Source organism: Streptomyces bikiniensis, from assembly GCF_000716625.1.
In the GTDB taxonomy this organism is placed as follows: domain Bacteria; phylum Actinomycetota; class Actinomycetes; order Streptomycetales; family Streptomycetaceae; genus Streptomyces; species Streptomyces bikiniensis.
Window position 1 is genome coordinate 23,608 of sequence record NZ_JNXJ01000018.1, and the last position, 24,286, is coordinate 47,893.

Consider the following 24,286-nt stretch of genomic DNA (forward strand, 5'->3'; position numbering starts at 1 on the left):
TTTTCTTTGTTCCGTACTGAATTCCTTCAGAAGGCGCACGAGGGCATGGCAAGGCGGCGGCTCGGCACAATTCCGGAAACCGGCAGCCCGGCGAGACGCTCGGGCATGGCGAGCGTCGGGCGTGCGGGTGTGAGGACGGTGTCGGGCTCGTGCGCGACGGCGCGGGAGAGCCCTGATCAGACGTGTATGACCAGGGCCTACGGCGCGGTGAGCGCGCTCCTCGGCAGCCTGGCCCGTGGACGAAGATCCCCCGATGAATTCCGCAACTCGATTCCCCCGAAAATGCGCCCCCCTACAGGAGGGTGGTTCAGACGGCAGGGCGAATGGGCCCCGCGTTCATGCCGCGTAGATGGTCATTCGACGCAGTCGCCGTGACCCTATCAAGATCGGTGATCTCCGGTGGGCGAATATCGGCCACTCTTGTCCGCGAACCCGATGGCGGGCACCCGCGGTCGATACGGGCGGACGTCCGTACCCCCGCCCCGGGCGCCGCCGCCAGTTCAGGCCGCTGCCGACGCGTTCCGCTCGCTCGCCCACTTCCGCCAGTCGCGCGGGGACTGCCCGTACTCCTTGCGGAAGGCCCGGCTGAAGTGGCTCGGGCTCACAAAGCCCCGGCGCCGGGCGACCGCCGCCACACCGTCCCGGGCGGCGGCGGGCTCCAGCAGTTCCTGGCGGCAGCGCCTGAGCCGCTCCGCGCGGATCCGTCGGCCCACTGACGACTCCTCGGCGCGGAACAGCACATGCAGATAGCGGACCGAGATGAAGTGCGCGGCGGCGATGGCGGCCGGCGACAGTTCGGGGTCGCCGAGGTGGCGGACGATGCGGTCCTTCACCCGGACGAGCAGGGCCACGGCCCGGTCGGGCGCCTGCGGGGCGAACCGCCCGCACCACTCGTCGATCAGCATCGCAAGCAGATCCGGCGCCGTCCTGTCCAACTGGTGGCCCACCGCCTCCTCCGACTCGGCCGCGGACCGCCCCAGTCGGGAGAGACAGGACGCCACCAGCCGGTGGCAGCCGTCCGTGCGGGCGAACGCGGTCGCGGTCACCGCCCGCAGGTCCCCGTCCCGTACCCGGAGGTCGGCCCGGGGAACTGGAGGAACAGGAAGCGGAAGGGGCACCGCAGTTCCTCGCGGAACGGCCGCGAGGGGTCGGAGAGCGACAACTCCCCGGGCCCGATCCGCGACTGCCGGCCGTCCCGGTCCTTGAGCGCCGCACCCCGCTGCTGGAGGCTGAGGACGAGGAAGTCGTCACCGTTCCGGGCGATGAGCCGACGGTTGCGCGTCACCGCCTGCGGCCCCGCCTCGACCCGGGACACCTGTACGGGGCCGAGTTGCCGGGTGACGATGCGCCCGGGGGACGGGGCCGCCTCCAGGAACCGCACATCGAGCGGGACGAACGCCCGGGACACCACCTCGTGCCAGAGCTCGGCGAAAGCAGGATCAGGCGACTCGGGGGACACTGTTCCTCCGGTCGTTCCGGAGCGATAGACGACCACATCGGCTCCGGGACCCACCAGGAACGACCACAGGCACAAGCACGGGAAGAAGTACGGGAAGACGTGCGGGGACAAGCACAGGGTTGATCAGGACCCGAACCGTTTCTGATCAGTACAACCGCTCCCTCGCCCACTACGCCCGCGCGCTCCTCACCGCCCCCGACGGCGCCTGAGCGGCCGGTACGGCGAATCCGCCGGAGCGGCGGCCGAGTTGACCCGCCCGTAAGAGGGCCGACACCCGCACTCGCTACCCTGGACCGACGGCGACGGAAGGCGGGCGGACGTGGGCTGGCTGCGGCGGGGACCCAGGCGGGACGGCGAGGACGCGCCGAGGGATCCCGAGTTCGCGTACTTCTCCCGGAACGAGGCCGCGCTCTTCCGCGGCCGGGTCCGGGAGACCTTCGCCGAACTCGGCCTGGAGGTCACCGTCTACGCGGACCACGTCATCGACGACCGGGGGCGCCGCTTCGGCCTCACCAACCTCGCCGCCGTCTGCCACCAGGACCGGCGCGGCCCCCGCGTCTGGCCCGGCCTGATCCGCCGCCACGTCGAACTGGTCGTCCGGGCCATGGACGGCCCCTCCGCGCTCGACACCCTGCCGCCCGAGCGCATCCGCTCCCAGCTCTACCCCCGGGTCGTCAACGGCGACGGCCTCGACGCCGGCTCCTTCGGCTACGCCAGGACCGTCGCCCCCGGCCTGTACGAGATCCTGGCCCTCGACCTGCCCGAGAGCGTCATGATGCTCACCGACGACGCCCTCGCCCGGCTCGGCAGCCACGCCCAGCTCCGCGACCGGGCCCTGCGCAACCTGCGCGGCCTCCCCGTCGAGGGACACGAGACCGTCCGCGACGCCGACGGCATGTGCTTCGAGGTCGTCCTCGGCGACTCCTTCTACACCGCGAGCCGCGTCCTCGACCTCGACGGGGTCGCCCGTCGCGTCACCGGCCTGCCGCTCGGCGAGCACGGCGCCCTGGTCGCCCTGCCCTTCCGGCACCAGCTCGCCTTCCACCCCATCCGGGACACCTCCATCATCCCGGCCCTCGGCGCGATGGCCTCCTTCGCCGCCACCGGCTACGAGGACACCCCGGGCGCCATCAGCCCGTACGTCTTCTGGTGGCGCGACGGCACCCTCACCCAGCTCAGCGAGCACGACGAGGAGCGCGGCGACCTGCGGATCGTCGTCGGCGACGACTTCCAGGAGCTCCTGGAACGGCTCATCGCCCAGGGCCCCGACCGCCGCTGACCGGTCGCGGCCCGGGCCCCCGCCGGGCGGGACGCCGTACGTCCGGGGCGCGCCGCTTCGACGACGCCCCGCACGGGACGGCGGTCGTGGAGCGACCGGGACGGCGGGAATCAGCCGTCCGACAGGACCACCGCCGACTCCGCCGGCACCCGCAGGACCCCGTCCTCCGCCGGCGGGTCGACCGGCTCCCACGACGCCAGGACCCGGTCCCGGCCGTTGGAGCCGAGCGGGATCACCGCCGGCTCCTTGCCCAGGTTCACCGCCACCCGCAGGTCCCCGCGCCGGAAGACCAGCCAGCGGTCCTCCTCGTCGTACGCGACCTTCACGCCCCCCAGGTCCGGGTCCGTCAGGTCCGGCAGGGTGCGGCGCAGCGCGATCAGCTCCCGGTGCCAGGCGAGCAGCCGCCTGTGCGGATCCTCCTCGCGCTCGGACCGGTCCAGGACCGAGCGGTCCCGGGTGGCCCGGTCCTGCGGGTCGGGCACCTCGTTCTCGTCCCAGCCGTGCTCCGCGAACTCCCGCCGCCGCCCCCGCCGCACGGCCTCCGCGAGCTCCGGGTCGGTGTGGTCGGTGAAGTACTGCCAGGGGGTCGTCGCCCCCCACTCCTCGCCCATGAACAGCATCGGCACCGAAGGCCCGGTCAGGACCAGGGCCGCCGCGCAGGCGAGCAGACCGGGGGAGACCGAGGCCGAGAGACGGTCCCCGAGGGCCCGGTTGCCGATCTGGTCGTGCGTCTGCGCGTACCCCAGGAAGCGGTGGGCGGGGGTCCGCTCCCGGTCCACCGGCCGCCCGTGGTGGCGGCCCCGGAAGCTGGAGTACGTGCCGTCGTGGAAGAAGACGTGCGTCAGCGTCTTGGCCAGCGCCGCGATCGGGGCCCGCGCGAAGTCGGCGTAGTAGCCCTGGGACTCGCCGGTCAGGGCGGTGTGCAGGGCGTGGTGGAAGTCGTCGTTCCACTGGGCGTGGAGCCCGACCCCGCCGAGCGTGCGCGGGGTCGTCGTGCGCGGGTCGCCCATGTCGGACTCGGCGATCAGGAAGTGCTGGCGGCCCTGCTCCCGCGCCAGCTCGTCCACGGCCGCCGACAGCTCCTCCAGGAACGTCAGCGCCCGCGTGTCCGCGAGCGCGTGCACCGCGTCCAGCCGCAGTCCGTCGATCCGGTAGTCCCGCAGCCAGGCCAGCGCGCTCCCCAGGAAGTACGCCCGCACCTCGTCCGAACCGGCCGCGTCCAGGTTCACCGCCGCGCCCCACGGGGTGTGGTGGGTGTCCGTGAAGTACGGCCCGAAGGCGGGCAGGTAGTTGCCGGACGGGCCCAGGTGGTTGTGGACCACGTCGAGGACCACGCCCATCCCGAGCCCGTGGGCCGTGTCCACGAACCGCTTCAGGGCCTCGGGACCGCCGTACGGCTCGTGCACCGCCCACGGCGCCACCCCGTCGTACCCCCAGCCCCACGTCCCGGGGAACGGGCACAGCGGCATCAGCTCCACATGGGTGATGCCGAGGCCCGCCAGCTCACCGAGGCGTCCGGCCGCCGCGTCGAGCGTGCCCTCGGGGGTGAAGGTGCCGACGTGCAGCTCGTACAGGACGGCCCCGCGCAGCCGCAGCGCCGGGGCCTCGTTCCGCCAGGCGTACGCGGAGTGGTCGACGACCGCGCTCCGGCCGTCGGGCCCGTCGGGCAGCCGGCGGGAGCGCGGGTCGGGCAGCACGGGGCCGTCGTCCACGGCGAAGCCGTACCGGTCGCCGTCCCCGGCGGGCACCACGCCCGTCCACCAGCCGTCCCGCTCGGCGTCCCGCTCCAGGGGGTGGCCGGTGCCGTTCAGCTCCAGCGTCACCCGGTCACGTGCGTTCGGCGCCCACACCTCGAAGAGCACGGGAATCCCCTCGTCGTCTGAAGTCTTCCGACTTTCTTGAAGTCGTCGGAGCCGGTCGGCCGTGCCGGTGGCCGCGACCGGTCACCGCGACCATCCTGGCAGCCGGGACCCCCGCGTGCCCGGTGCATCTCCTGCGCGGCGGGGCCCTTCTGGACACTTCGGGCCCGCCGGACCGACAATCTCGGGTGTGACGACCCCTTTCGAGCTTCCGGCGAACTCCCCTCGGCTGACCGACGCCGAGCGGGACCGCGCGCTGGTGCTGCTCCGTGAGGGCGCCGCCCAGGGCCGCCTCTCGCACGACACCTTCCTCTACCGGATGGAGCGCGCGCTCCAGGCCCGCCGGCCCGACGAGCTCGACCTGCTCGTCGCCGATCTGAGGACCGAGGGGACCTGGACCCGGCGCGTGGTGGGCGTGGTGGAGCGGATGTCCGCGTTCACGGCGAAGCTCGGGCGCGCCTGGCACGCGGAGCGGCTGCCGAAGCTGCTCCTTCCGCGCCCCGGCCCGCACCCGCTGCGGATAGGGCGCGACCCGGTCAACGGACTGCGGCTCAGCCACGAGACCGCCTCCCGGCTGCACGCCGAACTCTCGCTCCAGGGCGGGATGTGGGTGCTGCGCGACCTCGGTTCGACGAACGGCACCACCGTCAACGGGCGCCGGGTCACCGGCGCGGTGGTGGTGCGCCCCGGGGACGTGGTCGGTTTCGGGCAGATGGCGTTCCGCCTCTCCCACGACTGAGCCCTCCCCGACCCCTCCGGGCCCTCCGGAGGTTCACCCGTTCGGCGGTGCATGGGTGGGCGGCGGGAAGCCCCGGATGGTGGGCTGGACCGGACGCGCGCCACGTTCTCCGGCCCGCGGCACCCACCGCCGACCGACAGGGGGCGTGATGACCGCCGAACCGACCCGAGGCATACGCGACGACCGGCCGGAGGGCCGGAGCACCCCCGACGAGCGGCCGGAAGGCCGGAGCGCCCCCGACCACGGACCGGAAGGCCCGGGGATCCGCGACGACCGGCCGGAAGACCGGAGCACCCCCGACCGCCGGCCGGAGGGCCCGGGCATCCGCGACGACCGGCCGGAAGACCGGAGCACCCCCGACCACGGACCGGAAGGCCCGGGCATCCGCGACGGCCGGCCGGAAGACCGGAGCGCCCCCGGCCGGCGGCCCGAAAGGTCCGGCGGGGCCTGGACCCGGCTGCCGGCCATGAGCCCGGCCGCCCCCTCGGCGGCCGCCTCCTCGGCACCGGGGCCGGACCGCGCCACCTCCCCCGTACGGACCGCCCGGGGCGCCGCGCCCCTCCCCGGCCGCGTGCGCACCGCGCCCGTACCGGCCACCGGCGACTCCGCCCGCACCGGCGGCGCCGGCGGGCGGACCGTCGCGCCGAGCCCCCTCGACCCCGGCGCTTCGCAGGACCCGCACGGCATCCACCGCAGGCTCCGCGAGGAGTTCCCGCTGACCTACGACCCGCTGCTGCGGGCCTGGGTCCTCAGCCGGTACGCCGACGTGGCCACGGCCCTCACCGACGGCCGCTTCACCCACGGCCACCGCCCCGGCGACCCGCCGTGCGCCCGCGCCCACGTCGACGTCGACACGGCCGCGCTGCGGTCCGCCACCGAGCGCACCGCACACGTCCTCGCCCGCCGGATCGCCGAGCGGCCGCAGGCCGACCTGGTCGCCGACTTCTGCCACTGGCTGCCCGCCGGCACCGTCGCCGCCGCCGTCGGCGTCCCCTACCGGGACATGATGCGGCTGGTCCGGGGCCGGGCGGCCGGGGCCCTCGCCGGGGAGTGCGGCACCCAGATCGCCGTACGGGAGAAGGCGCTCGCCTCCTTCCTCGGCAACGTCCTCTCCGACCCCGACCAGGTCGCCGCCCTCCGCGACGCGCCCGCCGCGCTCGTGGCCCGCGCCTGGACCGAGTCGCTGCGCCGCGATCCGCCCGTGCAGATCGCGGTCCGCCGCACCGCCGCCGAGGTCCCGGTGAGCGGCGGCACCATCCCGGCGGGCTCGTCCGTCGCGCTGCTCGTCGGCTCGGCCGGCCGGGACCCGGAGCGCTTCCGGGACCCCGACCGCTTCGACCCGCTCCGCGACGACCCGGGCCAGCTCACCTACGGCCCCGGTTTCTGCCCGGCCGTCCTCCTGGCCGGCATCGAGGCCGAGTACGCCCTGCGGGCCCTCTTCGCGGAGATGCCCCGGCTGCGCCTCGCCGACGGCTTCCGGCCCACCGCCGCCGGGCTCATCACTCGCGCCCCGCGCACCCTGATCGTCCGCCCCGGGGGCTGAACCCGAGGCCGGGCCCGAGGCTGCGGCGCGACCCCGTCGCCACTGCTAGGGTGTCGTGCGCTCGTCAACCGAGCCATATTTGATACCACTTTCAACGGGGTTTGAAACATGAATAAGCGTCATATCCGCGCGCTCGCCGTCTTCGGCATCGCCGTCGTCGCCCTGACCGGTGCCCGCGGCTCGGGCGGTGGCGGCTGCGACAACCACAGCAGCTCCGGCTCCAGCAGCTCCAGCAGCTCCAGTGGCGGCAGCGGCACCCACCACGACAACGACGACAACGGCAGCACCTCCGGCGGTTCCGTGCCCGGCGGTTCCAGCAGCGCGAACCAGGCCCTGCGCGACATCACCATCGACAAGTGCGCGTACGACGCGGCGACCAAGAACCTCACCGCGAAGATCACCATCAAGAACGACGGCGTGCTCGACTACGACTACGACGTCACGCTGAAGTTCAAGGGCACCTCCGCGGTCTCCGCCACCGCGACCACCACCGACGTCGCGGTCGCGGCGGGCGCCTCCAAGAGCGTCGACGTGGCCACCGCGTACCCCGGCACCGGCGACGGTTCCGAGTACACCAAGTGCGAGGTCACGCGGGCCAGCCGCTCCTGACCCACGGAAGGGGGGCGGGGACGCGATCCGCCCCCGCCCCCCTTCCGTCATCCCGCCTCGTCCGCGATCCGGGCGAGCAGCGCCACCGGCCGCTCCTCGAAGAGCTCCGCCAGCTTCAGCTCCGTCGCCGGGCCGCCGGTGAACTCCCGCACCCCGCCCAGGGCGTCGGCCCAGCGGCCCTCCGGCAGGACCAGCTCCGTGTCCTGCCAGCCGCCCGCCTCCGCGAGCCGCAGCGGGAGCCGGGTCACGGCCGTCACCACTTCGCCCCCGCGCGCGAAGGCCAGGCAGTGGGCGGCGGCCGGCCCCTCGGCCGCCAGCGGCACGTACGCCCCGCCCGGCCCGAAGGCCCCCGGGCGCTCGCGCCGCAGCCGCAGCGCCGCCCGGACCAGGGCCGTCCGGTCGTCGTCCGGACCGGCCGCGAACGGCGCCCGGTTGTCCGGGTCCACGAGCGCCCGGTACTCCCGCTCCGTGTTCTGGTACAGCTCCGGCACCCCCGGCATCGTCAGCTGCGCGAGCAGCGCGCCCAGCGCGTGCGCCCGGATGTGCGGCTCCAGGGCGAAGGCCGCCTCCGAGGCCGCCCGGAGCGGGATCCGGCCGGGCCCGGCCGCCGCGAACTCGGCCACCGCCCGCTCGTACTCCTCGTCCGGCTCGGTCCAGCTGGTCCTGAGCCCCGCCTCCCGCACGGACTTGAGGAGCGCGGGCACCAGCCGGTCCGCGTCCGGGGTGCCGAGGCCGAAGGCCGTCTGCCACGCCGTCCACGCCAGGTGCTGGTCGGGCGCGGGCACCCCCGCGACCTCCTCCAGGAGCTCCGCCCACACCTCCGGGCACTGGGCCAGGACCGCGATCGCGGCCCGCACGTCCGCGCTCCGCTTGGTGTCGTGCGTCGACAGGACCGTGCCCGTGGCCGGCCAGTCCCGGGCGATCCGCAGGCAGTACGCGTGGAACTCCTCCACCGGCACCGCCGGGCGCCCCGCGTCCCCGCCCACCTCGTTGGCCGAGAGCAGCGGCGTGTACCGGTAGAAGGCCGTGTCCTCCACGGACTTGGCCCGCAGCGCCGAGGAGGTCTGCGCGAACCGGGCCCGGAACGCCCGGTGCTCGGGCCCGTCGCCCCGCAGGCCGAGCGCCAGGTCCCGTACGAGGTCGACCGCCGACGCCTCCTCCTCCACCGCGAACGCGGCCTTCGCGCCGCGCGCCGCCTCCGGGGTGATCACCTCCTCGCCGCCGGTCCGGTACGTCCGGTAGACCGGGACCCGGACGAGCAGTTCCCGGATCGCGGTGCGCAGCGCCCAGGGCGCGTGGTCCCGCAGGTCCGGGTCGGCGGCGCAGATCCGCTCCGCGATCCGGGTCAGCGCGGCCGTCTCGGCGGCCAGGTCGTGCCCGACCACCTCGTACGCGGCGCGCCGCTCGGTCGCCTCCCAGCGGCCGCCCCGGTCGGCGGCCTTGCCGACGTACCCCCGGTACAGCTCGGCGAGCGTGTCGGCGCCCACGGGATCGGTGAAGACCCCGTCGAGCCGCCGCAGCGCGTCGTACCCCGTGGTGCCCGCCACCGGCCAGGCCCCGGGCAGCTCCTCCGTACCGGTGAGGATCTTCTCCACCACCGTCCAGCAGCGCCCGCCGGTCGCCTCCGCCAGGTCCTCCAGATAGCCCTGCGGGTCCGCGAGGCCGTCCGGGTGGTCGATGCGCAGCCCCTCGACCACCCCGTCCGCGACCAGCTCCAGGATCTTGGCGTGGGTGGCCTCGAAGACCCCGGGCTCCTCCACCCGCACCCCGATGAGGTCGGAGACGGTGAAGAAGCGCCGGTAGTTGAGCTCGGTGCGGGCGAGCCGCCACCAGGCGAGCCGGTACCACTGGGCGTCCAGCAGCTCGTCCGGCGGCAGCCCCTCCGTGCCGGGGCGCAGCGGGAACTCCTGCCCGTCCAGGCGCAGCACCCCGCCGGAGACCCGGAACCGGTCCCGCACCTCCGGGAGCCGCGCGGGCAGCACCGGGAGCAGCAGCCGGCCGTCCCCGGCCCGCCAGTCCACGTCGAACCAGCGGGCGTACGGCGAGTCCGGGCCGTCGCGGAGCACGGCGCGCAGCGCGTGGTTGTGGACGGGGGAGGCCGCCATGTGGTTGGGCACCAGGTCCACGACCAGGCCGAGCCCGTGCGCCCGGGCGGTCGCGGCCAGGGCCCGCAGCCCCTCCTCGCCGCCCAGCTCGGCCCGTACGGACCGGTGGTCGGTGACGTCGTAGCCGTGGGTCGAACCGGGCACCGCCTCCAGGACGGGGGAGAGGTGCAGATGGGAGACCCCGAGACCGGCCAGGTGCGGCACGGCGCGCTCGGCGGCCGCGAACGGGAAGTCCGGCTGGAGCTGGAGCCGGTAGGTGGCGGTCGGCAGGGCGGTGAGGCACGAGAGCGGGGGACGGGCCGGAAAGGAGGTCATGCGAACGTACGTACCCGGCTGGAGGGCTTCTCTGTCATCGCCTCCGCGTCCATCCGTGCCCACCGCCCGGGATTCCCCCGAAAGGATGACGCCGAACGGCCCCGCCGGGTGACCGGCGGGGCCGTGGTCCTCACGCGGTGCTCAAACGGTGCTCAGGCCGGCCGGCGCAGCACCGTCAGGCTGAGCGGCGCGAGCGTCACCCGCTCGCCGCCCGCCAGCTCCGGCCCCTCGTGCGGCGGCATGCCCTGCGGGTCGGAGGTGTCCACGACCATGCGCCAGTAGTGGCCGTGGCTGTCGGGCACCGAGAACTCCAGCTCCTTCGAGGAGGCGTTGAACATCAGCAGGAAGGAGTCGTCGGCGATCCGCTCGCCCTGCGTGCCCGGCTCCGAGATCGCGTTCCCGTTGAGGAAGACGGTCAGCGCCTGGGCGTGCGCCGCCTGCCAGTCCCGGGAGGTCATCTCCTCGCCCTCGGGCGTGAACCAGGCGATGTCGGTCAGCTCGTCGTGGGTGCCCTCGACCGGCCGCCCGTGGAAGAAGCGCCGCCGCCGGAAGACGGGGTGCTCGCGGCGCAGCCGCACCATCGCCCGGGTGAAGCGGAGCAGCGTGGCCTCGGCCTCGCTGTTCTCCTTGGGCCACCGGACCCAGGACACCTCGTTGTCCTGGCAGTACGCGTTGTTGTTGCCGCCCTGCGTCCGCCCGAACTCGTCGCCGTGGCTGAGCATCGGCACGCCCTGCGACAGCATCAGGGTGGCGAGGAAGTTGCGCATCTGGCGGGCGCGCAGCTCGTTGATCCCGACGTCCTCGGTCTCGCCCTCCGCTCCGCAGTTCCACGAGCGGTTGTGGCTCTCGCCGTCCCGGTTCCCCTCGCCGTTCGCCTCGTTGTGCTTCTCGTTGTAGGAGACGAGGTCGCGCAGGGTGAAGCCGTCGTGGCAGGTCACGAAGTTGACCGAGGCGAGCGGCCGCCGCCCGTCGTCCTGGTACAGGTCGGAGGAGCCGGTCAGCCGGGAGGCGAACTCCGCGAGGGTGCGCGGCTCGCCCCGCCACAGGTCCCGCACGCAGTCCCGGTACTTGCCGTTCCACTCGGTCCACAGCGGCGGGAAGTTCCCCACCTGGTAGCCGCCCTCGCCCACGTCCCACGGCTCGGCGATCAGCTTCACCTGGCTCACCACCGGGTCCTGCTGCACCAGGTCGAAGAAGGACGAGAGCCGGTCCACCTCGTGGAACTGGCGGGCCAGGGTGGCCGCCAGGTCGAAGCGGAAGCCGTCCACGTGCATCTCGGTCACCCAGTACCGCAGGCTGTCCATGATCATCTGGAGCACGTGCGGGGACCGCATGAGCAGCGAGTTCCCGGTGCCGGTGGTGTCGAAGTAGTGCGCGGGCGCGTCGTCCACGAGCCGGTAGTACGAGGGGTTGTCCAGGCCCCGGAAGGAGAGGGTCGGGCCCAGGTGGTTGCCCTCGGCGGTGTGGTTGTAGACCACGTCGAGGATGACCTCGATGCCCGCCTGGTGCAGGGCCCGGACCGCCGACTTGAACTCCAGGACCTGCTGGCCCCGGTCGCCCCAGGACGCGTACGCGTTGTGCGGGGCGAAGAAGCCGATCGTGTTGTAGCCCCAGTAGTTCGAGAGGCCCGCGTCCGCGAGCCGGTGGTCGTTCACGAACTGGTGGACGGGCATCAGTTCGAGCGCCGTCACCCCCAGCTCCTTCAGGTGCCCGATCACCGACGGGTGCGCCAGGCCCGCGTACGTGCCCCGCAGCTCCTCGGGGAGGTCCGGGTGCAGCATCGTCAGGCCCTTCACGTGGGCCTCGTAGATGACCGTGTGGTGGTACTCGGTGCGCGGGCGCCGGTCGTCGCCCCAGTCGAAGTACGGGTTGACCACGACCGAGGCCATCGTGTGCGGGCCGGAGTCGAGGTCGTTGCGCGCGTCCGGCTTCCCGAACGGGTAGCCGTACACCGCCTCGCTCCACTCGATCCGCCCCGACATCGCGCGCGCGTAGGGGTCGAGCAGCAGCTTCGCCGGGTTGCAGCGCAGCCCCTGCTCCGGGGCGTACGGGCCGTGCACCCGGAACCCGTACCGCTGTCCGGGCATCACGCCCGGCAGATAGGCGTGCCGCACGAACGCGTCGGTCTCGCGCAGCTCCACCGCCGTCTCCGAGCCGTCGTCGTGGAGCAGACACAGCTCGATCCTGTGGGCGGCCTCCGAGAAGACCGCGAAGTTGGTTCCCGCACCGTCGTAGGTGGCGCCCAAGGGGTACGCCTGTCCCGGCCAGACCTGCATGGATACGACTATTCCTCTTCTGTCCGGGTTCTTCTGGATGGTCTTCGGCCAGATCCTGCCCGAAAGAGCGGCCGGCTCCTAGGACTTCGCCGTGTCCTACCGGGTGACCGCCGACCGGAGGGGGACGGGGGAGGAAATGTGTGCGAAACGACGTACCGCCGCTCGGGGGAACGGGCAACTCGGGAGACTCCGGACGGACCGCCTCCGGAGTCAACATCGGGTTCCGCCGCGTCGCCCCGCGCGGGGTCCGCCGGCCGGCCCCGGTCCACCGGCGGACCCCGCCGGCGCCCGGGGGCGCAACCGCTATGAATCAGCTCACTCCACCCGATCTCGCCCCACGGAACGAGCGCTTCCGGCTTGGCAGTTGAGGAAGGAGGCCGACGATCCTGCTGCATCGCCTCCCGCTCCCGGAGTACCCTTCCTTGATCGTTGTCGGAGTGGTCGAAACGAGCGTCCAGGAGCAGAAGGCGGTGCGCGGGTGAGCTCGGGAGGTCTGGAGCTGCCCCCAGGGGACGCGGGTCGGGACGGAGGTCCGGCCGGCCCCGCCGAGGCGCCGCCCGGGGCGGCCGCGCCCCCGGGGGCCGGCGCGCCGCCGGGCGCGGGCACGCCCCCGGGCGCCGGTGCGCCGCCCGGCACGGTGGCCGTGACCAGGCCGGTCGAGATAGGGGTCGAGCTCGACTGGGACGCCGAGGCCTGGAGCGAGGTCCGCACCCGGGCCCAGCGCGCCGGCCGCGCCTACATCTGGCTGAATCTCGTCGAACAGCGCCTGCGGGCCGTCGTCGCCGCCGTCCTGCGGCCCGTCTACGAACCGGTCCACGGCGAGGAGTGGGTGGTCGCCGCCGCCGGACCGGCCGGCCAGGAGTGGGTGCAGCGCGCGGTCGCCGTGCGCGAGGTCTCGCGGCGCAAGGGCTACCTCCTCGACCCGGCCGACGACAACGTGCTGAGCTTCCTCACCCTCCCGCAGCTCCGCGAGCTGATGGTGCAGCACTGGCCCTGCTTCGAGCCCTACTTCGACGACCGGCGCGAGGTCGAGCTCGCCCTGGACGAGCTGGAGGTCACGCGCAACGTGGTCTCCCGCAACCGGGCCCTCTCGCTGACCGTCCTCGCCCAGTCCGAGCGCGCCTCCGCCCGCATCCTGGAGATCCTCGGCAGCGGGGCCGGGGTCCCGTCCGCCGACCGGCTGCCCGTGGACGCCGTCGAGGACCTCGTCGGCGACCGGTACGCGGACGTGGTGCAGGTCCACCCCGACCGGGTCCGGCTCCAGCGGCAGCTGCCCGCCGAGGACCTCTTCGGCGGGGCCCGCCGCCTCGACGCCACCGGCATAGGCCTGAACCTGCTCGTGCAGAACTTCTCCGGGCGCCGCATGGTGCGCCTCGCCGAGTCCGGCTGCCGGACCCGGCTCCTCTTCCTCAACCCCGCGAGCAGCGCGGTCAAGCGCCGCGAGCGGGAGCTCGGCCTGAAGAAGGGCGAACTGAGCCGCTCGGTCGAGATGAACATCCTGCACATGCGCCGGGTCCGCTCCAAGCTCCGCGACCCCGGCGCCTTCCAGATCCACGTCTTCGACGAGACCCCCCGCTTCACCGCCTACCTGGTGGACGGCGACGGCCCCGACGGGGTCGGCGTCGTCCAGTCCTACCTGCGCCGCGCCCGGGGCATGGAGGCCCCCGTCCTCGTGCTGCGCGGCGGCGGCCGGAACGTGGTCCGCCACGACCGGCACGCCCGCGACGGGGACCACGGGCTGTTCGAGACGTACCGGGAGGAGTTCGAGTCGGTCTGGCTCGACTCCCGGCCCGTCTCCTGACCTCCCCGGGCGGAGAAGGGGGACCCGGGGCGGTTGTCAGTGCGGCGTGCGAGGGTGGTCAGTACCACGGGGGAGATCACGTAAGGAGGACCCGATGGCTTGGCACGGCGAGACGCTGGTCGGCTTCGACCTGGAGACGACCGGCACCGACCCGATGGAGGCCCGCATCGTGACGGCCTCGGTCGTGGAGGTGGACGGCGGGGGGACCGTCGCCCGGCGGCGGGACTGGCTCGCCGACCCGGGGGTCGGCATCCCCGACCAGGCCGCCGCGATCCACGGCATCACCACCGAGCGCGCGGCGGCCGAGGGCCGGCCGGTGCGCGAGGTGGCCGACGAGATCGCGAAGGCCCTCACGGAGTACTGGGAGGACGGCGTCCCGGTCGTCGCGTACAACGCCTCGTTCGACCTCACCCTCCTCGCCGCCGAGCTGCGCCGCCACGGGCTGCCCTCGATGGAGGAGCGGCTGGGCGGGACCGGGATCGGCCCGGTGGTCGACCCCTACACCATCGACCGCGCCGTCGACCGCTACCGGCGCGGCAAGCGGACCCTGGAGGCGGTCTGCGGCGAGTACGGCGTCGTCCTCGAATCCGCCCACGAGGCCGCGGCCGACGCGCTCGCCGCCGTCCGGGTCGCCGTCGCGATAGCCGAGCGGCACCGGCGGGTGGCCGACCTCGACCCGGCCGAGCTGCACGCGCGCCAGATCGACTGGTACCGCGCCTGGGCCGAGGACTTCCAGGCCTTCCTGCGCCGCAAGGGCGACGCGGAGGCGGTGGTCGACGCGGCGTGGCCCCTGCGCGACGCGGTGGTGCCGGCGCGCTAGTTCTCCTTGAGGAAGGAGAGCAGCAGCTCGTTCACCTTCTCCGGGCGGTCGAGCTGGAGCCAGTGGCCCGCGTCCTCGACCCGCTCGTAGCGCCAGTCCCCGGCGACGTGCTCGCCCGTGCGGGACATCGAGCGCTCGGTGAGGAAGCGGTCGCCCGTCGACCAGACGCCCAGCACCGGAACGGCCTCCGGAAGCGGCGGCGCCGACCTGTCCGCGCCGAACAGGACCTCCGGCGGCAGCCCCGCCCGGTAGATGTTCAGCGCGGCCGTCAGGGCGCCCGGCGCCCGCAGCGGCTCGATCACGGACTCCGCGTCCGGGTGCTCGGCCAGCATCTCGCGCAACCGGGCGAAGTCGTTCCGCGCGAGCCAGTCCTCGGCCACCCCGGCGAGCTGGAACAGCAGCATGTACCAGGAGCGCTGCCGCTGCTCCCAGCCCGCCTCCAGGTTCGCCGTCAGGTGCCCCACCGACAGCAGGCTCAGGCTCCGCACCCGGTCCGTCACCGCGTGGGCGAGGCCCTGGGCGACGCCCGAGCCCCAGTCGTGGCCGACCAGGTGGAAGCGGTCCACGTCGAGCCGGGCGAGGAGTTCGAGCAGGTCGCCGACGTGCTTCGCCGGGTGGTACGCCTCCGGGCCGCCCTCCGGCCGGTCCGACGCGCCGAAGCCCCGCAGGGTGGGGGCCACGCACCGGAAACCCGCCGAGGTCAGGGCCGGGACCTGATGGCGCCACAGGTGGTGGCTGTCGGGAAATCCGTGCACGAGGAGGACGGCCGGCCCCTCACCGCTCACCTCGACGTCCAGCGTGACCTCCGGCAGCTCCACCCGCATCGCGACTCTCCGTTCCCGGCACCCGGTTCGACGGGGCCATGATGGCAGAACGGACGGGGCGTCAGGACGGGCGGGCCGTCAGGGCGGGCGGGGCCGTCGGGGCCGGGCGCTGGAACGGTCCCGGCGTCAGAACGGGTACCAGCGCACCTCGGGGTCGCCGTCCCGCAGCGAGGCCACCCGCCGCCCGAACTCGGCCAGGGCCTTCGGGTTCGACGGCGCGTGCTGCGCCACCCACGCGCAGCTCGCGGTCTCCCGCGCCCCGCGCAGCACCGCGCACCCCTCCCACTCCCGCACGTCCCAGCCGTACGCCTCCGTGAAGGCGTCGTACGCGGCCGGGTCGAGGCCGTACCGGTCCCGGGAGAGGGCCAGGACGACGAGGTCGTGCTCGCGCAGGTCCGAGGAGAAGGTCTCCAGGTCGACCAGGACCGGACCGTCCGGACCGACGTGGACGTTCCGGGGCAGCGCGTCCCCGTGGATCGGACCCGGCGCCAGGCGCGGGGTCAGGGCGGCGGCAGCCGGGGCGAAGGAGTCGCGCCGCTCGCGCAGGAAGGCCGCGTCCGCCGGGTCGATCGCGTCCCCCGCGAGCCGCAGCCACCGCTCGACCCCGCCCAGCAGCTCGCGGCGGGGGAGCGCGAAGCCCTCCGGCTCCGGCAGGGCGTGGACCCGCCGGAGGAGCGGGGCGAGGTCCCGGGGCTCGGACGGCCGGACCGCCGCGGGCAGCCGGTGCCAGAGGGTGACCGGGTGGCCCGCCACCAGCCGGGGCTCCTCCTCCGCCGCCCGCACGGCCGGGACGCCGGCCTCCGCGAGCCAGGCGGCGAGCGCCAGCTCGCGCTCCGCCCGGCCGAGCAGCTCGGCGTCCCGGCCGACCTTGACCACCAGATCGCCCACGGCGAAGACCGCGTTCTCCCCGAGTGCGAGGAGCTCGGCCTCCCCGGTCGGCAGCCCCGCCCCGTCCAGGACCTCCCGGGCCCGCGCCTCGTCCATCGACCTCTCCCTCACCTGTGCGTTCGCGTCGAAGTCTCGCACCCGCCCCGCGCGTCCGCCCGGGCGCCCGCCCGCTATCGACGCGAATGGGCGGTTCGCGGGCGGCCCGCCCTTACGAAACCTTGTTGAAAAAGTCACAGTAGGGTGAAGGCCCTTCTCCCGCTCCCCTCCATCGGCCAGTGTTCGAACCGGCCACCGTGCCGCCCCCCACGAGGCGCGGTGGCCTCTTTGTGCCCGGCGGTGTCCGGACCGCGCCCGGGCCCGTAGGTTGGGGGGCATGATCCAGACGTACGCGGCGCTGCTCCGGGGCATCAACGTGAGCGGGCACCGGAAGGTCCCCATGGCGGAGCTCCGCGCCCTCCTCGAAGGCCTCGGCCACCGGGACGTCCGCACCCACCTCCAGAGCGGGAACGCCGTCTTCGCCACGGACACGGGCGCCTCGGAGGACGAACTCACGGCCGCGCTCGAAGCCGCGGTCGAGGACCGGTTCGGGTTCCGCGTGGACTGCCTCGTCCGGGACGGCGCCTACCTCGCCGCCGTCGCCGACGCCTGCCCGTTCCCCACCGCCGGGATCGAGGGCAAGCAGCTCCACGCCTTCTACTTCTCGGGTCCTCCCGACGCGGAACGCTTCGCCGCGATCGACCAGGAGGCCTACCACCCGGAGGCCTTCGCCCTCGGTGACCGGGTCCTCTACCTGTACGTCCCCGACGGCCTCGGCAGGTCCCGGCTTGGGGACGTCGTCTCCCGGCCCTCCCTCTCCAAGGGGCTGGTGGTCACCGCCCGCAACTGGAACACGGTCCTCAAACTGGTGGAGATGACCCGGGGGTGACGGGGAAGCGGCCCACTCCGGAGGCCCGCCAACGGACCACGGAGGAGGGTCGACCGCCGCCCGGATGCGGCGCCGTGACCGCCACCGGTCAGGAGCACGCCGGTACCGACGGCACCGCCGCCCCGTGCCGCACCGCCGTCGACTTCCCCTCCGGCCCCGCCTGCCCCTCCGCCCGGATCACCTCCCGCCGGATCCTTGAGGACGAGCGCCACCGGGGCCTCGGCTTCTCCTGGTGTCGCCAGTGCTCCTCCGGCCCCGGCCCTGCAGTTGCCCGAGGAGTTCGAGGTCGTCGTGCGCGGAGGACCGTTCCTCCGCGGTGAGGTGGACCGCGGCGGCCTCGGCGAGCGCGGACGCCGCCATCTCCTCGTCGCCGAGACGGGTGGCGACGTCGGCGCGCAGCACGAGCAGGCGGAGCAGCTGCACGGGCGTGGGCCGCTCGTCCCGCAGGCGCAGCGCCCGGTCGACGATCTTCGCGGCGCCCGTCAGGTCCTCCTTGGAGTCGGCGAGGAGGGAGGCGTGGTGCAGGGCCCGGGCGAAGGTCTCCTCGGGGGCGGGGCGGTGGTGCTGGTCGTCGCTCGTCCGCTGTCCGACGCGGATGCAGTTGCCGCCCGGATCGGTCATGAGGAACTGCCGCACGCCGTGCGACGTGTCCTTCGGCGGCCCGATCCGCGGCAGCCCGCGGTTCGGCACGCGTCCGTACGCCGCCTTCAGCCGGGCCCGGAAGGCCTCGTACAGCCCGTCGACGTCATCGGTCCGGACGACGCACGTGCTGAACGACTCGGCCGGCTCGTAGTGCTTCATCCCGAAGAAGTGGAGCTCCATGCCGCCGCGCCGGACGACCGCGTACGGGTTGGGACTCCTCTGCTGGAAGGTCACCTCGAAACCGAGGACCGCATAGAAGTCGAGGACGGGTTGCAGGGTCCGGCACGGCAGGATCGGAATCGTCGTCTCGTTCACGCCGGCCACTCTAGTCAAATTTGAACAGAAGGGTGAGGGGTGCGCCGGAGACGCGCTCGCGGCGACCGGGCGCCCCTCAGGGCGCGACCCCGGTGAACGTGTGCGTGATGCCCGTCTGCCAGCCCGGCTGCGGAAGCGCCCGCACGTGCGTGAAGCCCGCGCGGCGCAGCCGGGCGGCGAAGGCGGGTGCCGTGTCGAAGTCGAGGACGCTGTGCCACAGGTGCCGGTAGAGCGCCCCGTCCCCGTGGCGGCGGCCCCACGGCAGGACGACCGCGCCCATCACCGCCGACCACGCCGCCCGGTCGACGGCCCTGCCGCCGAGGGCGTACTCGTGGACGACCAGGCGCCCGCCCGGCCGCAGGACCTCCCGGACCCGGGCGAGGACCCCGTCGGGATCCGCGACGTTGCGGAACAGGTACGCGGCGAAGACCGCGTCGTACGGGCCGCGCACCCCCGCCTCCGCCATGCCCTCCACGGACGCGTGCACGAAGGAGACCCCCGGCGGCCACGGCTTGTCCCGCGCCCGGCCGAGCATCCCGGCGGACGCGTCGACCCCGGTGACGGACGCCCGGGGCGCGGCCCGGAGCAGCGCCCGCGTCGACGCCCCCGTACCGCAGCCGAGATCGAGCACCGACCACCCCCGGCCGCCGTCGGGCAGGGCCAGGCGGCGGGCGGAGCGCAGCAGGTGCCGGTGGTAGCCGGGGCTCGCCGAGGTCATCCGGTCGTAGGTCCGCGAGGCGCGGTCGAAGGCGTGGGCGAGGTCGGCGTCGCGCAGCAAGGTCATGAACCGCTCCTCCGTCATGGGCTCCCGCACCGGGTCCCGCCCGAAGTGTCACCCGGCGCGGGGCGGGCGGGGGCGATGATTGGGCCGGGCGGCCCAAGAAACGATGCATCCGATGTCCCCGGCGGTACTGAATGACCCGTGAGGACGAAGAGATGCCGCCCGGCGAGCGAGGGGTGAACCGATGCGCGTGCCCGATCCACCGCAGGTAGACGAGGGGGTGCCGGCCGCCGTCGAGGAGCACCTCGCCGCCGTTCTCCGGCAGCGGGTGGCCGACGCGGCGGACGCCGACCCGGACTTCGCCTCCGACATCGCCGACCGGGTCGCCGCCTTCGCCCTGGGCGGCGGGCGGCGGCTGCGCGCCGAGTTCCTGTGGTGGGCGATGCGCGGCAGCGGCGGCGGGGCGCGCGAGACACCGGCGGCCCTGGGGGTCGCGGTGGCCCTCGAACTCGTCCAGACGTGCGCCCTGATCCACGACGACGTGATGGACGGCTCGCCCCTGCGCAGGGGCCGCCCCGCCGTGCACGTGCAGCTCGACGCGCGGTTCGGCACGGGGGAGCGCGCACTGCCCTGCGGCACGTTCGGCGGCGCCGCCGCCGTCCTCGCCGGAGACCTGGCCCTCGCCTGGGCCGACGACGCCTTCGCCGAGTCCGTCGCCGGGCTGCCGTCGGCGCCCCGGGCCGCCGGGGTCTGGCGGGTGATGCGCACGGAGATGGTCGCGGGCCAGTACCTCGACCTGCGCGCCCAGGCCACGGGCGACGGCTCGACCGACCGGGCGGCGCGCACGGCCGTCCTCAAGACGGCCCTCTACTCGATGGGGCACCCCCTGGCCCTGGGCGCCACGCTGGCCGGGGCGCCCGAGGGCACGGTCCGCGCGCTCCGCGAGGCCGGGCGGTCCGCCGGGCTCGCCTTCCAGCTCCACGACGACGTACGGGGCGCCTTCGGCGACCCGGCGGCCACCGGGAAGCCGGTCGGCGAGGACATCCGGGAGGGCAAGGCCACGTACCTCCTGGCCGTCGCGCGGGAGCGGTGCGCCGAGCTGGGGGACCGGGCGGGGCTCCGGCTCCTGGGGCGGATCACCGGCGGAGCCCGTACGTCGGAGGAGGACGTGGACCGCGTCCTCGACCTGCTCGTCTCCTGCGGGGCCCGCGACCGGGTCGCCCGGCGGGTCGAGGAGCTGTGCGCCCGGGGCGCGGGGACGGTGGCGCGCGCCGGGCTCGCCCGGGAGGCGGCGGACCGGATCGGGGCGCTCTTCGGGGCGGCCTGCGGACTGGAACCGGGACGCGGCACCGCGCCGCCCGAACCACCCGCACCACTCGTACCGCCCACCCTGCCCGTCCTGATCGGGGAGGCCCGATGAGGACGATCAAGGGACCGACGGACCACGTCGTCGTGGTGGGCGCGGGACTCTCCGGGCTCGCCGCCGCCCTCCACCTCCTCGGCGCCGGACGCCGGGTGACCGTCGTCGAGCGCGACCCGCTCCCGGGCGGCCGCGCCGGCCGCCTCGACCTCGGCGGCTACCGGACGGACACCGGACCGACCGTCCTCACCATGCCCGACCTCCTCGACGAGGCGTTCCGGGCGGTCGGGGACTCCCTGCGCGAACGGGTCGACCTCGTCCCCCTCCACCCCGCCTACCGGGGCCTGTTCGCCGACGGCACCCGCATCGACGTGCACACCGACGCCGACGCCATGGAGGCGGAGGTGGCCGCCTTCGCCGGCCCCCGCGAGGCCGCGGGATACCGCCGGCTGCGCCGCTGGCTGGAGGAGCTGTACGCGCTCCAGAAGCGCCGCTTCATCGACGCCAACTTCGACTCGCCCCTCCAGCTCCTCCACCCCGACCTCGCCCGGCTCGCCGCCGTCGGCGGCTTCGGCCGGCTCGACCGGGCCGTGGGCCGCTTCCTGTCGGACGAGCGGCTGCGGCGCGTCTTCTCCTTCCAGGCCCTGTACGCGGGCGTGGCGCCCTCCCGGGCCCTGGCCGCCTACGCCGTGATCGCCTACATGGACACGGTCGCCGGGGTGTACTTCCCGCGCGGCGGCATGCACGCCGTACCGGCCGCCATGGCGGACGCGGTGGTGCGGGCCGGCGGCACCGTCCGGTACGACGAGCCGGTCACCGCGCTCGAACGCCGGGGCGAGCGCGTCACCGCCGTCCTCACCGAACACGGACGGATCCCCTGCGACGCGGTCGTCCTCACGCCGGACCTGCCCGTCACCCACGGCCTCCTCGGCCGCGCGCCCCGCCGCCCCGTCGGGCTGCGGTACTCCCCGAGCGCGGTCGTGATCCACGCGGGAACGGACCGCACCTGGCCCGAACTCGCCCACCACACGATCTCCTTCGGGAAGGAGTGGGAGGGCACCTTCCGCGAACTGATCGACCGGGGGCGCCTGATGAGCGACCCCTCGCTGCTCGTCACCCGCCCCACGGCCACCGATCCGACCCTGGCCCCGCCCGGCCGCCACCTGCACTACGTCCTCGCCCCCTGCCCGAACACCCGCGTCGGACCGGACGCCGCCCACTGGGGCGAACTCGGCCCGCGCTACCGCGACGCGCTCGTCCGCGAGCTCGAACGCCGGGGCCTGGAGGGGTTCGGCGACGCGATCGAGGAGGAGAGCCTGGTGACCCCCGCGGACTGGACGGCACAGGGGCACGCCGCCGGCACCCCCTTCTCCGCCGCCCACACCTTCGCCCAGACCGGCCCCTTCCGGCCCCGGAACCTGGTGCGGGGCACGGCCAACGCCGTTCTCGCCGGCTGCGGCACCACCCCCGGCGTCGGCGTCCCCACCGTGCTCCTCTCCGGGAAGCTCGCGGCGGCCCGGATCACCGGCGGCCCCGCCCGCCCCGGCCGTCGCCCCGCCCCACCGGCGGCGGACCGGAGCCGGGTGCCCGGAGCGAGCGGGGCCGCGCGATGACGGCCCGCGAACTGGACGCGGCCGGCATCACCGACCCGCGCCTGCGGGCCGCGTACACCGTCTGCCGGCGCCTCAACGCCCGCCACGGCAGGACGTACTTCCTCGCCACCCGCCTCCTGCCCGTCGACCGGCGCGCGGCCGTCCACGCCCTCTACGGCTTCGCCCGGCACGCCGACGACATCGTCGACGACCTGGGCACCGACGCCACCACGGAGGAGCGCGCCGCCGCCCTGGACGTCCTGGAGAGCCAGTGGCGGCACGCCGTCCAGGGCGGGGAGGTCCGCGAACCGGTGGTCATGGCGGCGGCCGACGCCCGCGCCCGCCACCACATCCCCGAGCGGCACTTCACCGACTTCCTGACGTCGATGCGCAGCGACCTGACGGTCGAGCGGTACCCGACGTACGCCGACCTCCACGCCTACATGCACGGCTCGGCGGCCGTCATCGGGCTCCAGATGGTCCCCGTCCTCGGCACCGTCGTCCCCCGCGCGGAGGCCGAGCCGTACGCGGCGGCCCTCGGCCGGGCCTTCCAGCTCACCAACTTCCTCCGGGACGTGGGCGAGGACCTCGACCGGGGGCGGGTCTACCTGCCCCTGGACCTCCTCGCCGCGTACGGGGTCGACCCCGACCTGCTGATGTGGAGCAGGATGACCGGCTGCCGGGACGCCCGGATCACCGACGCGCTGCGGGCCGCCGCCGCCCTGACCCGGGGCGTCTACCGCGAGGCGGAACCCGGCATCGCCCGGCTCTCCCCCGTCTCGGCGCCCTGCGTCCGCACCGCCTTCGTGCTGTACCGCGACATCCTGACGGCCATCGAGCGCGACGGGTACGCGGCGGTGCACCGCCGGGCGGTCGTCGGCCGCCGCCGCCGGGCGGCCGTGGCGGGGCGCGGGCTGGTGGCCGCCCTCGCCGCCCGCACCCTGCCGGGCGGGTCCCGCACCGTCCCCGCCGTGCCGACCCCGTCGCGCACGGACTCCGCCACGACGTGGGCGAGGAGCGGGGCCGAACTCGACCGGACCGCACGCACGACGGAGACGACGCGTACCGCGGAACCGACGCGCACCACGGGCACGACGGAGACTCCAGGGGGCGGCGAGCGGTGAGTGCGATGCGGAGGCCCGAGATCCCGCTGCGGCTGCGCCGGAACGCCGTCGCCTGGGAGCGGCAGCGGCCGACCTGGCGGGACGCCAAACCGGCCCTGATCGCCGAGGCCCTGGACCGCGCCCGGGCCCGCCCCTCGGGCAACTGGTTCGTCGTCGGCGCCAGCCGCGACCTCCGCGACGACCGGCCGCTCGGGCGGACCGTGGCGGGCACCGAGCTGGTCCTGTGGCGCGACGCGGACGGGACGCCCCACGCGGGCCCGGGCGCCTGCCCGCACCTGGGCGCGCCGCTCAAGGACAGCGTCGTGCGGTGCGGGACGCTGATCTGCCACTGGCACGGACTCCCCCTGGACGGCGGCCCCTTCGCGGGCTGGGCGCCGTGGCCCGTGCACGACGACGGACTGCTGCTCTGGGTCAGGCTGGACCGGGTGGGCGGCGAGACCCCGACGGAGCGGCCCTTCGTGCCCGGGCGTCCCGCGGCGGACGGAGCGGTCGGCGCCGTCTACACGGGCGTGGGGACGTGCGAGCCGGAGGACGTCGTCGCCAACCGGCTCGACCCCTGGCACGGCGCCTGGCTCCACCCGTACTCCTTCGTCGACCTGGAGGTGCTGCGGACCCCGACGGAGGAGGACGACGCGCTGGAGGTGGAGGTGTCGTTCAAGGTGGCCGGACGGGTCGTGGTGCCCGTCCGGGCCGTGTTCACCGCGCCGGACCCGAGGACGGTCGTCATGCGGATCACGGCGGGCGAGGGGACGGGCTCGGTGGTCGAGACGCACGCCACCCCCCTCACCCCGGCGGGCGCCCGGCGCCCCCGCACCGCCGTCGTGGAGGCCGTCGTCGCCGGCTCGGACCGGCGGGGGTTCGCCCTGGCCCGGCTTGCGGCCCCGCTCCTCCGCCCGGCGATGCGGGCGGCGGCGGGCCGCCTGTGGCGCGACGACCTGGCGTACGCGGAACGGCGCTGGTCGCTGCGGGCGCGGGGGCTGTTCCCGGGCTGACGGCGGGGGCGCTCCCGGGTCTACGGGGGCGCCGTTCCCGATGAGGGCCGCTCCCGGGCCGACGGGGGTGTCCTTCCGGACGGGGGCCGCTCCCGGGC

Annotated in this window: 20 protein-coding genes; 11 read left to right on the forward strand and 9 right to left on the reverse strand. The window is 74.8% G+C overall.

Annotated elements, in window-relative coordinates; all coding sequences use genetic code 11:
• Nucleotides 1-500: 500 nt before the first annotated feature.
• Together OO47_RS37810 and OO47_RS37815 are read right to left on the reverse strand one after the other, a co-directional pair.
• Nucleotides 501-1,046 (reverse strand): helix-turn-helix domain-containing protein, encoded by a 546-nt coding sequence (locus OO47_RS37810; RefSeq protein ID WP_234323200.1) that lies wholly within the window; start codon nucleotides 1,044-1,046, stop codon nucleotides 501-503.
• Nucleotides 1,043-1,459, reverse strand: coding sequence for a cupin domain-containing protein (locus OO47_RS37815; protein ID WP_234323201.1), 417 nt, complete (start codon nucleotides 1,457-1,459; stop codon nucleotides 1,043-1,045). The genes OO47_RS37810 and OO47_RS37815 overlap by 4 nt, the downstream gene beginning before the upstream one ends.
• Nucleotides 1,460-1,778: 319 nt before the next feature.
• On the opposite strand from OO47_RS37815, the gene OO47_RS16365 reads away from it, so the two are divergent.
• Nucleotides 1,779-2,738: a hypothetical protein gene (locus OO47_RS16365; RefSeq protein WP_030211768.1), complete on the forward strand. Its 960-nt coding sequence runs from the start codon at nucleotides 1,779-1,781 to the stop codon at nucleotides 2,736-2,738.
• 110 nt (nucleotides 2,739-2,848) lie between these two features.
• Here OO47_RS16365 and treZ read toward each other — a convergent pair whose 3' ends face one another.
• Nucleotides 2,849-4,600, reverse strand: a complete 1,752-nt coding sequence (gene treZ, locus OO47_RS16370) for a malto-oligosyltrehalose trehalohydrolase (protein ID WP_030211770.1) — start codon at nucleotides 4,598-4,600, stop codon at nucleotides 2,849-2,851.
• A 187-nt stretch (nucleotides 4,601-4,787) separates the two neighbouring features.
• Here treZ and OO47_RS16375 point away from each other — a divergent pair, with 187 nt between their 5' ends.
• The 3 genes from OO47_RS16375 (at nucleotide 4,788) to OO47_RS16385 (ending at nucleotide 7,488) form a co-directional block, all read left to right on the forward strand.
• Nucleotides 4,788-5,336: a DUF1707 and FHA domain-containing protein gene (locus tag OO47_RS16375; protein WP_030211773.1), complete on the forward strand. Its 549-nt coding sequence runs from the start codon at nucleotides 4,788-4,790 to the stop codon at nucleotides 5,334-5,336.
• A gap of 466 nt (nucleotides 5,337-5,802) precedes the next feature.
• Entirely contained in the window at nucleotides 5,803-6,879 is a 1,077-nt protein-coding gene (locus OO47_RS16380) for a cytochrome P450 (protein ID WP_030211774.1), read from the forward strand.
• 108 nt (nucleotides 6,880-6,987) lie between these two features.
• Nucleotides 6,988-7,488, forward strand: a complete 501-nt coding sequence (locus OO47_RS16385) for a hypothetical protein (protein WP_030211775.1) — start codon at nucleotides 6,988-6,990, stop codon at nucleotides 7,486-7,488.
• 47 nt (nucleotides 7,489-7,535) lie between these two features.
• Here the strand turns inward: OO47_RS16385 and treY are convergent, their stop codons facing one another.
• A complete protein-coding gene (treY, locus tag OO47_RS16390) occupies nucleotides 7,536-9,908 on the reverse strand; it encodes a malto-oligosyltrehalose synthase (protein WP_051715817.1) in 2,373 nt (790 codons plus the stop codon).
• A 152-nt stretch (nucleotides 9,909-10,060) separates the two neighbouring features.
• On the reverse strand, nucleotides 10,061-12,184 hold the full coding sequence (gene glgX / locus OO47_RS16395; RefSeq protein WP_030211777.1) for a glycogen debranching protein GlgX: 2,124 nt from the start codon (nucleotides 12,182-12,184) through the stop codon (nucleotides 10,061-10,063).
• A gap of 478 nt (nucleotides 12,185-12,662) precedes the next feature.
• Here glgX and OO47_RS16400 point away from each other — a divergent pair, with 478 nt between their 5' ends.
• Complete coding sequence (locus tag OO47_RS16400; RefSeq protein ID WP_030211778.1) at nucleotides 12,663-13,985, forward strand: SAV2148 family HEPN domain-containing protein; 1,323 nt, start codon at nucleotides 12,663-12,665, stop codon at nucleotides 13,983-13,985.
• A gap of 94 nt (nucleotides 13,986-14,079) precedes the next feature.
• Nucleotides 14,080-14,805, forward strand: a complete 726-nt coding sequence (locus tag OO47_RS16405) for a 3'-5' exonuclease (RefSeq protein WP_030211781.1) — start codon at nucleotides 14,080-14,082, stop codon at nucleotides 14,803-14,805.
• On the opposite strand, the gene OO47_RS16410 is transcribed toward OO47_RS16405, so the two are convergent.
• Together OO47_RS16410 and OO47_RS16415 are read right to left on the reverse strand one after the other, a co-directional pair.
• Nucleotides 14,802-15,629, reverse strand: coding sequence for an alpha/beta fold hydrolase (locus OO47_RS16410; RefSeq protein WP_030211784.1), 828 nt, complete (start codon nucleotides 15,627-15,629; stop codon nucleotides 14,802-14,804). The genes OO47_RS16405 and OO47_RS16410 overlap by 4 nt on opposite strands.
• Before the next feature lie 126 nt (nucleotides 15,630-15,755).
• Nucleotides 15,756-16,613: a phosphotransferase gene (locus OO47_RS16415; RefSeq protein WP_030211787.1), complete on the reverse strand. Its 858-nt coding sequence runs from the start codon at nucleotides 16,611-16,613 to the stop codon at nucleotides 15,756-15,758.
• Between the two features lie 277 nt (nucleotides 16,614-16,890).
• On the opposite strand from OO47_RS16415, the gene OO47_RS16420 reads away from it, so the two are divergent.
• A complete protein-coding gene (locus OO47_RS16420) occupies nucleotides 16,891-17,442 on the forward strand; it encodes a DUF1697 domain-containing protein (RefSeq protein ID WP_030211791.1) in 552 nt (183 codons plus the stop codon).
• Between the two features lie 177 nt (nucleotides 17,443-17,619).
• Here the strand turns inward: OO47_RS16420 and OO47_RS16425 are convergent, their stop codons facing one another.
• Together OO47_RS16425 and OO47_RS16430 are read right to left on the reverse strand one after the other, a co-directional pair.
• Nucleotides 17,620-18,399: a bleomycin resistance protein gene (locus tag OO47_RS16425; protein ID WP_234323202.1), complete on the reverse strand. Its 780-nt coding sequence runs from the start codon at nucleotides 18,397-18,399 to the stop codon at nucleotides 17,620-17,622.
• A 76-nt stretch (nucleotides 18,400-18,475) separates the two neighbouring features.
• Complete coding sequence (locus OO47_RS16430; protein WP_030211797.1) at nucleotides 18,476-19,183, reverse strand: class I SAM-dependent methyltransferase; 708 nt, start codon at nucleotides 19,181-19,183, stop codon at nucleotides 18,476-18,478.
• Nucleotides 19,184-19,364: 181 nt separating this feature from the next.
• Here OO47_RS16430 and OO47_RS16435 point away from each other — a divergent pair, with 181 nt between their 5' ends.
• Genes OO47_RS16435 through OO47_RS16450 form a run of 4 tightly spaced genes read left to right on the forward strand, consistent with a single transcriptional unit; the run spans nucleotide 19,365 to nucleotide 24,188 of the window.
• The gene (locus OO47_RS16435) at nucleotides 19,365-20,540 is read left to right on the forward strand and encodes a polyprenyl synthetase family protein (protein ID WP_078489683.1); all 1,176 of its coding nucleotides are present in this window, start codon (nucleotides 19,365-19,367) and stop codon (nucleotides 20,538-20,540) included.
• Complete coding sequence (gene crtI / locus OO47_RS33385) at nucleotides 20,537-22,093, forward strand: phytoene desaturase family protein (protein WP_051715821.1); 1,557 nt, start codon at nucleotides 20,537-20,539, stop codon at nucleotides 22,091-22,093. The genes OO47_RS16435 and crtI overlap by 4 nt, the downstream gene beginning before the upstream one ends.
• Complete coding sequence (locus OO47_RS16445) at nucleotides 22,090-23,196, forward strand: phytoene/squalene synthase family protein (RefSeq protein ID WP_078489684.1); 1,107 nt, start codon at nucleotides 22,090-22,092, stop codon at nucleotides 23,194-23,196. Before crtI ends, OO47_RS16445 begins: the two co-directional genes overlap by 4 nt.
• A 5-nt stretch (nucleotides 23,197-23,201) precedes the next feature.
• Nucleotides 23,202-24,188, forward strand: a complete 987-nt coding sequence (locus OO47_RS16450) for a DUF5914 domain-containing protein (RefSeq protein ID WP_030211808.1) — start codon at nucleotides 23,202-23,204, stop codon at nucleotides 24,186-24,188.
• Nucleotides 24,189-24,286 lie beyond the last annotated feature (98 nt).

Coding starts and splice junctions, on each gene's coding strand:
- OO47_RS16415 (WP_030211787.1), bottom strand. CDS start 16,613: ATGGACGAGGCGCGGGCCCGGGAGGTCCTGGACGGGGCGGGGCTGCCG.
- OO47_RS16450 (WP_030211808.1), top strand. CDS start 23,202: ATGCGGAGGCCCGAGATCCCGCTGCGGCTGCGCCGGAACGCCGTCGCC.
- OO47_RS16420 (WP_030211791.1), top strand. CDS start 16,891: ATGATCCAGACGTACGCGGCGCTGCTCCGGGGCATCAACGTGAGCGGG.
- treY (WP_051715817.1), bottom strand. CDS start 9,908: ATGACCTCCTTTCCGGCCCGTCCCCCGCTCTCGTGCCTCACCGCCCTG.
- OO47_RS16385 (WP_030211775.1), top strand. CDS start 6,988: ATGAATAAGCGTCATATCCGCGCGCTCGCCGTCTTCGGCATCGCCGTC.
- OO47_RS16405 (WP_030211781.1), top strand. CDS start 14,080: ATGGCTTGGCACGGCGAGACGCTGGTCGGCTTCGACCTGGAGACGACC.
- glgX (WP_030211777.1), bottom strand. CDS start 12,184: ATGCAGGTCTGGCCGGGACAGGCGTACCCCTTGGGCGCCACCTACGAC.
- crtI (WP_051715821.1), top strand. CDS start 20,537: ATGAGGACGATCAAGGGACCGACGGACCACGTCGTCGTGGTGGGCGCG.
- OO47_RS16430 (WP_030211797.1), bottom strand. CDS start 19,183: ATGACCTTGCTGCGCGACGCCGACCTCGCCCACGCCTTCGACCGCGCC.
- OO47_RS16435 (WP_078489683.1), top strand. CDS start 19,365: ATGCGCGTGCCCGATCCACCGCAGGTAGACGAGGGGGTGCCGGCCGCC.
- OO47_RS16380 (WP_030211774.1), top strand. CDS start 5,803: ATGAGCCCGGCCGCCCCCTCGGCGGCCGCCTCCTCGGCACCGGGGCCG.
- OO47_RS16445 (WP_078489684.1), top strand. CDS start 22,090: ATGACGGCCCGCGAACTGGACGCGGCCGGCATCACCGACCCGCGCCTG.
- OO47_RS16410 (WP_030211784.1), bottom strand. CDS start 15,629: ATGCGGGTGGAGCTGCCGGAGGTCACGCTGGACGTCGAGGTGAGCGGT.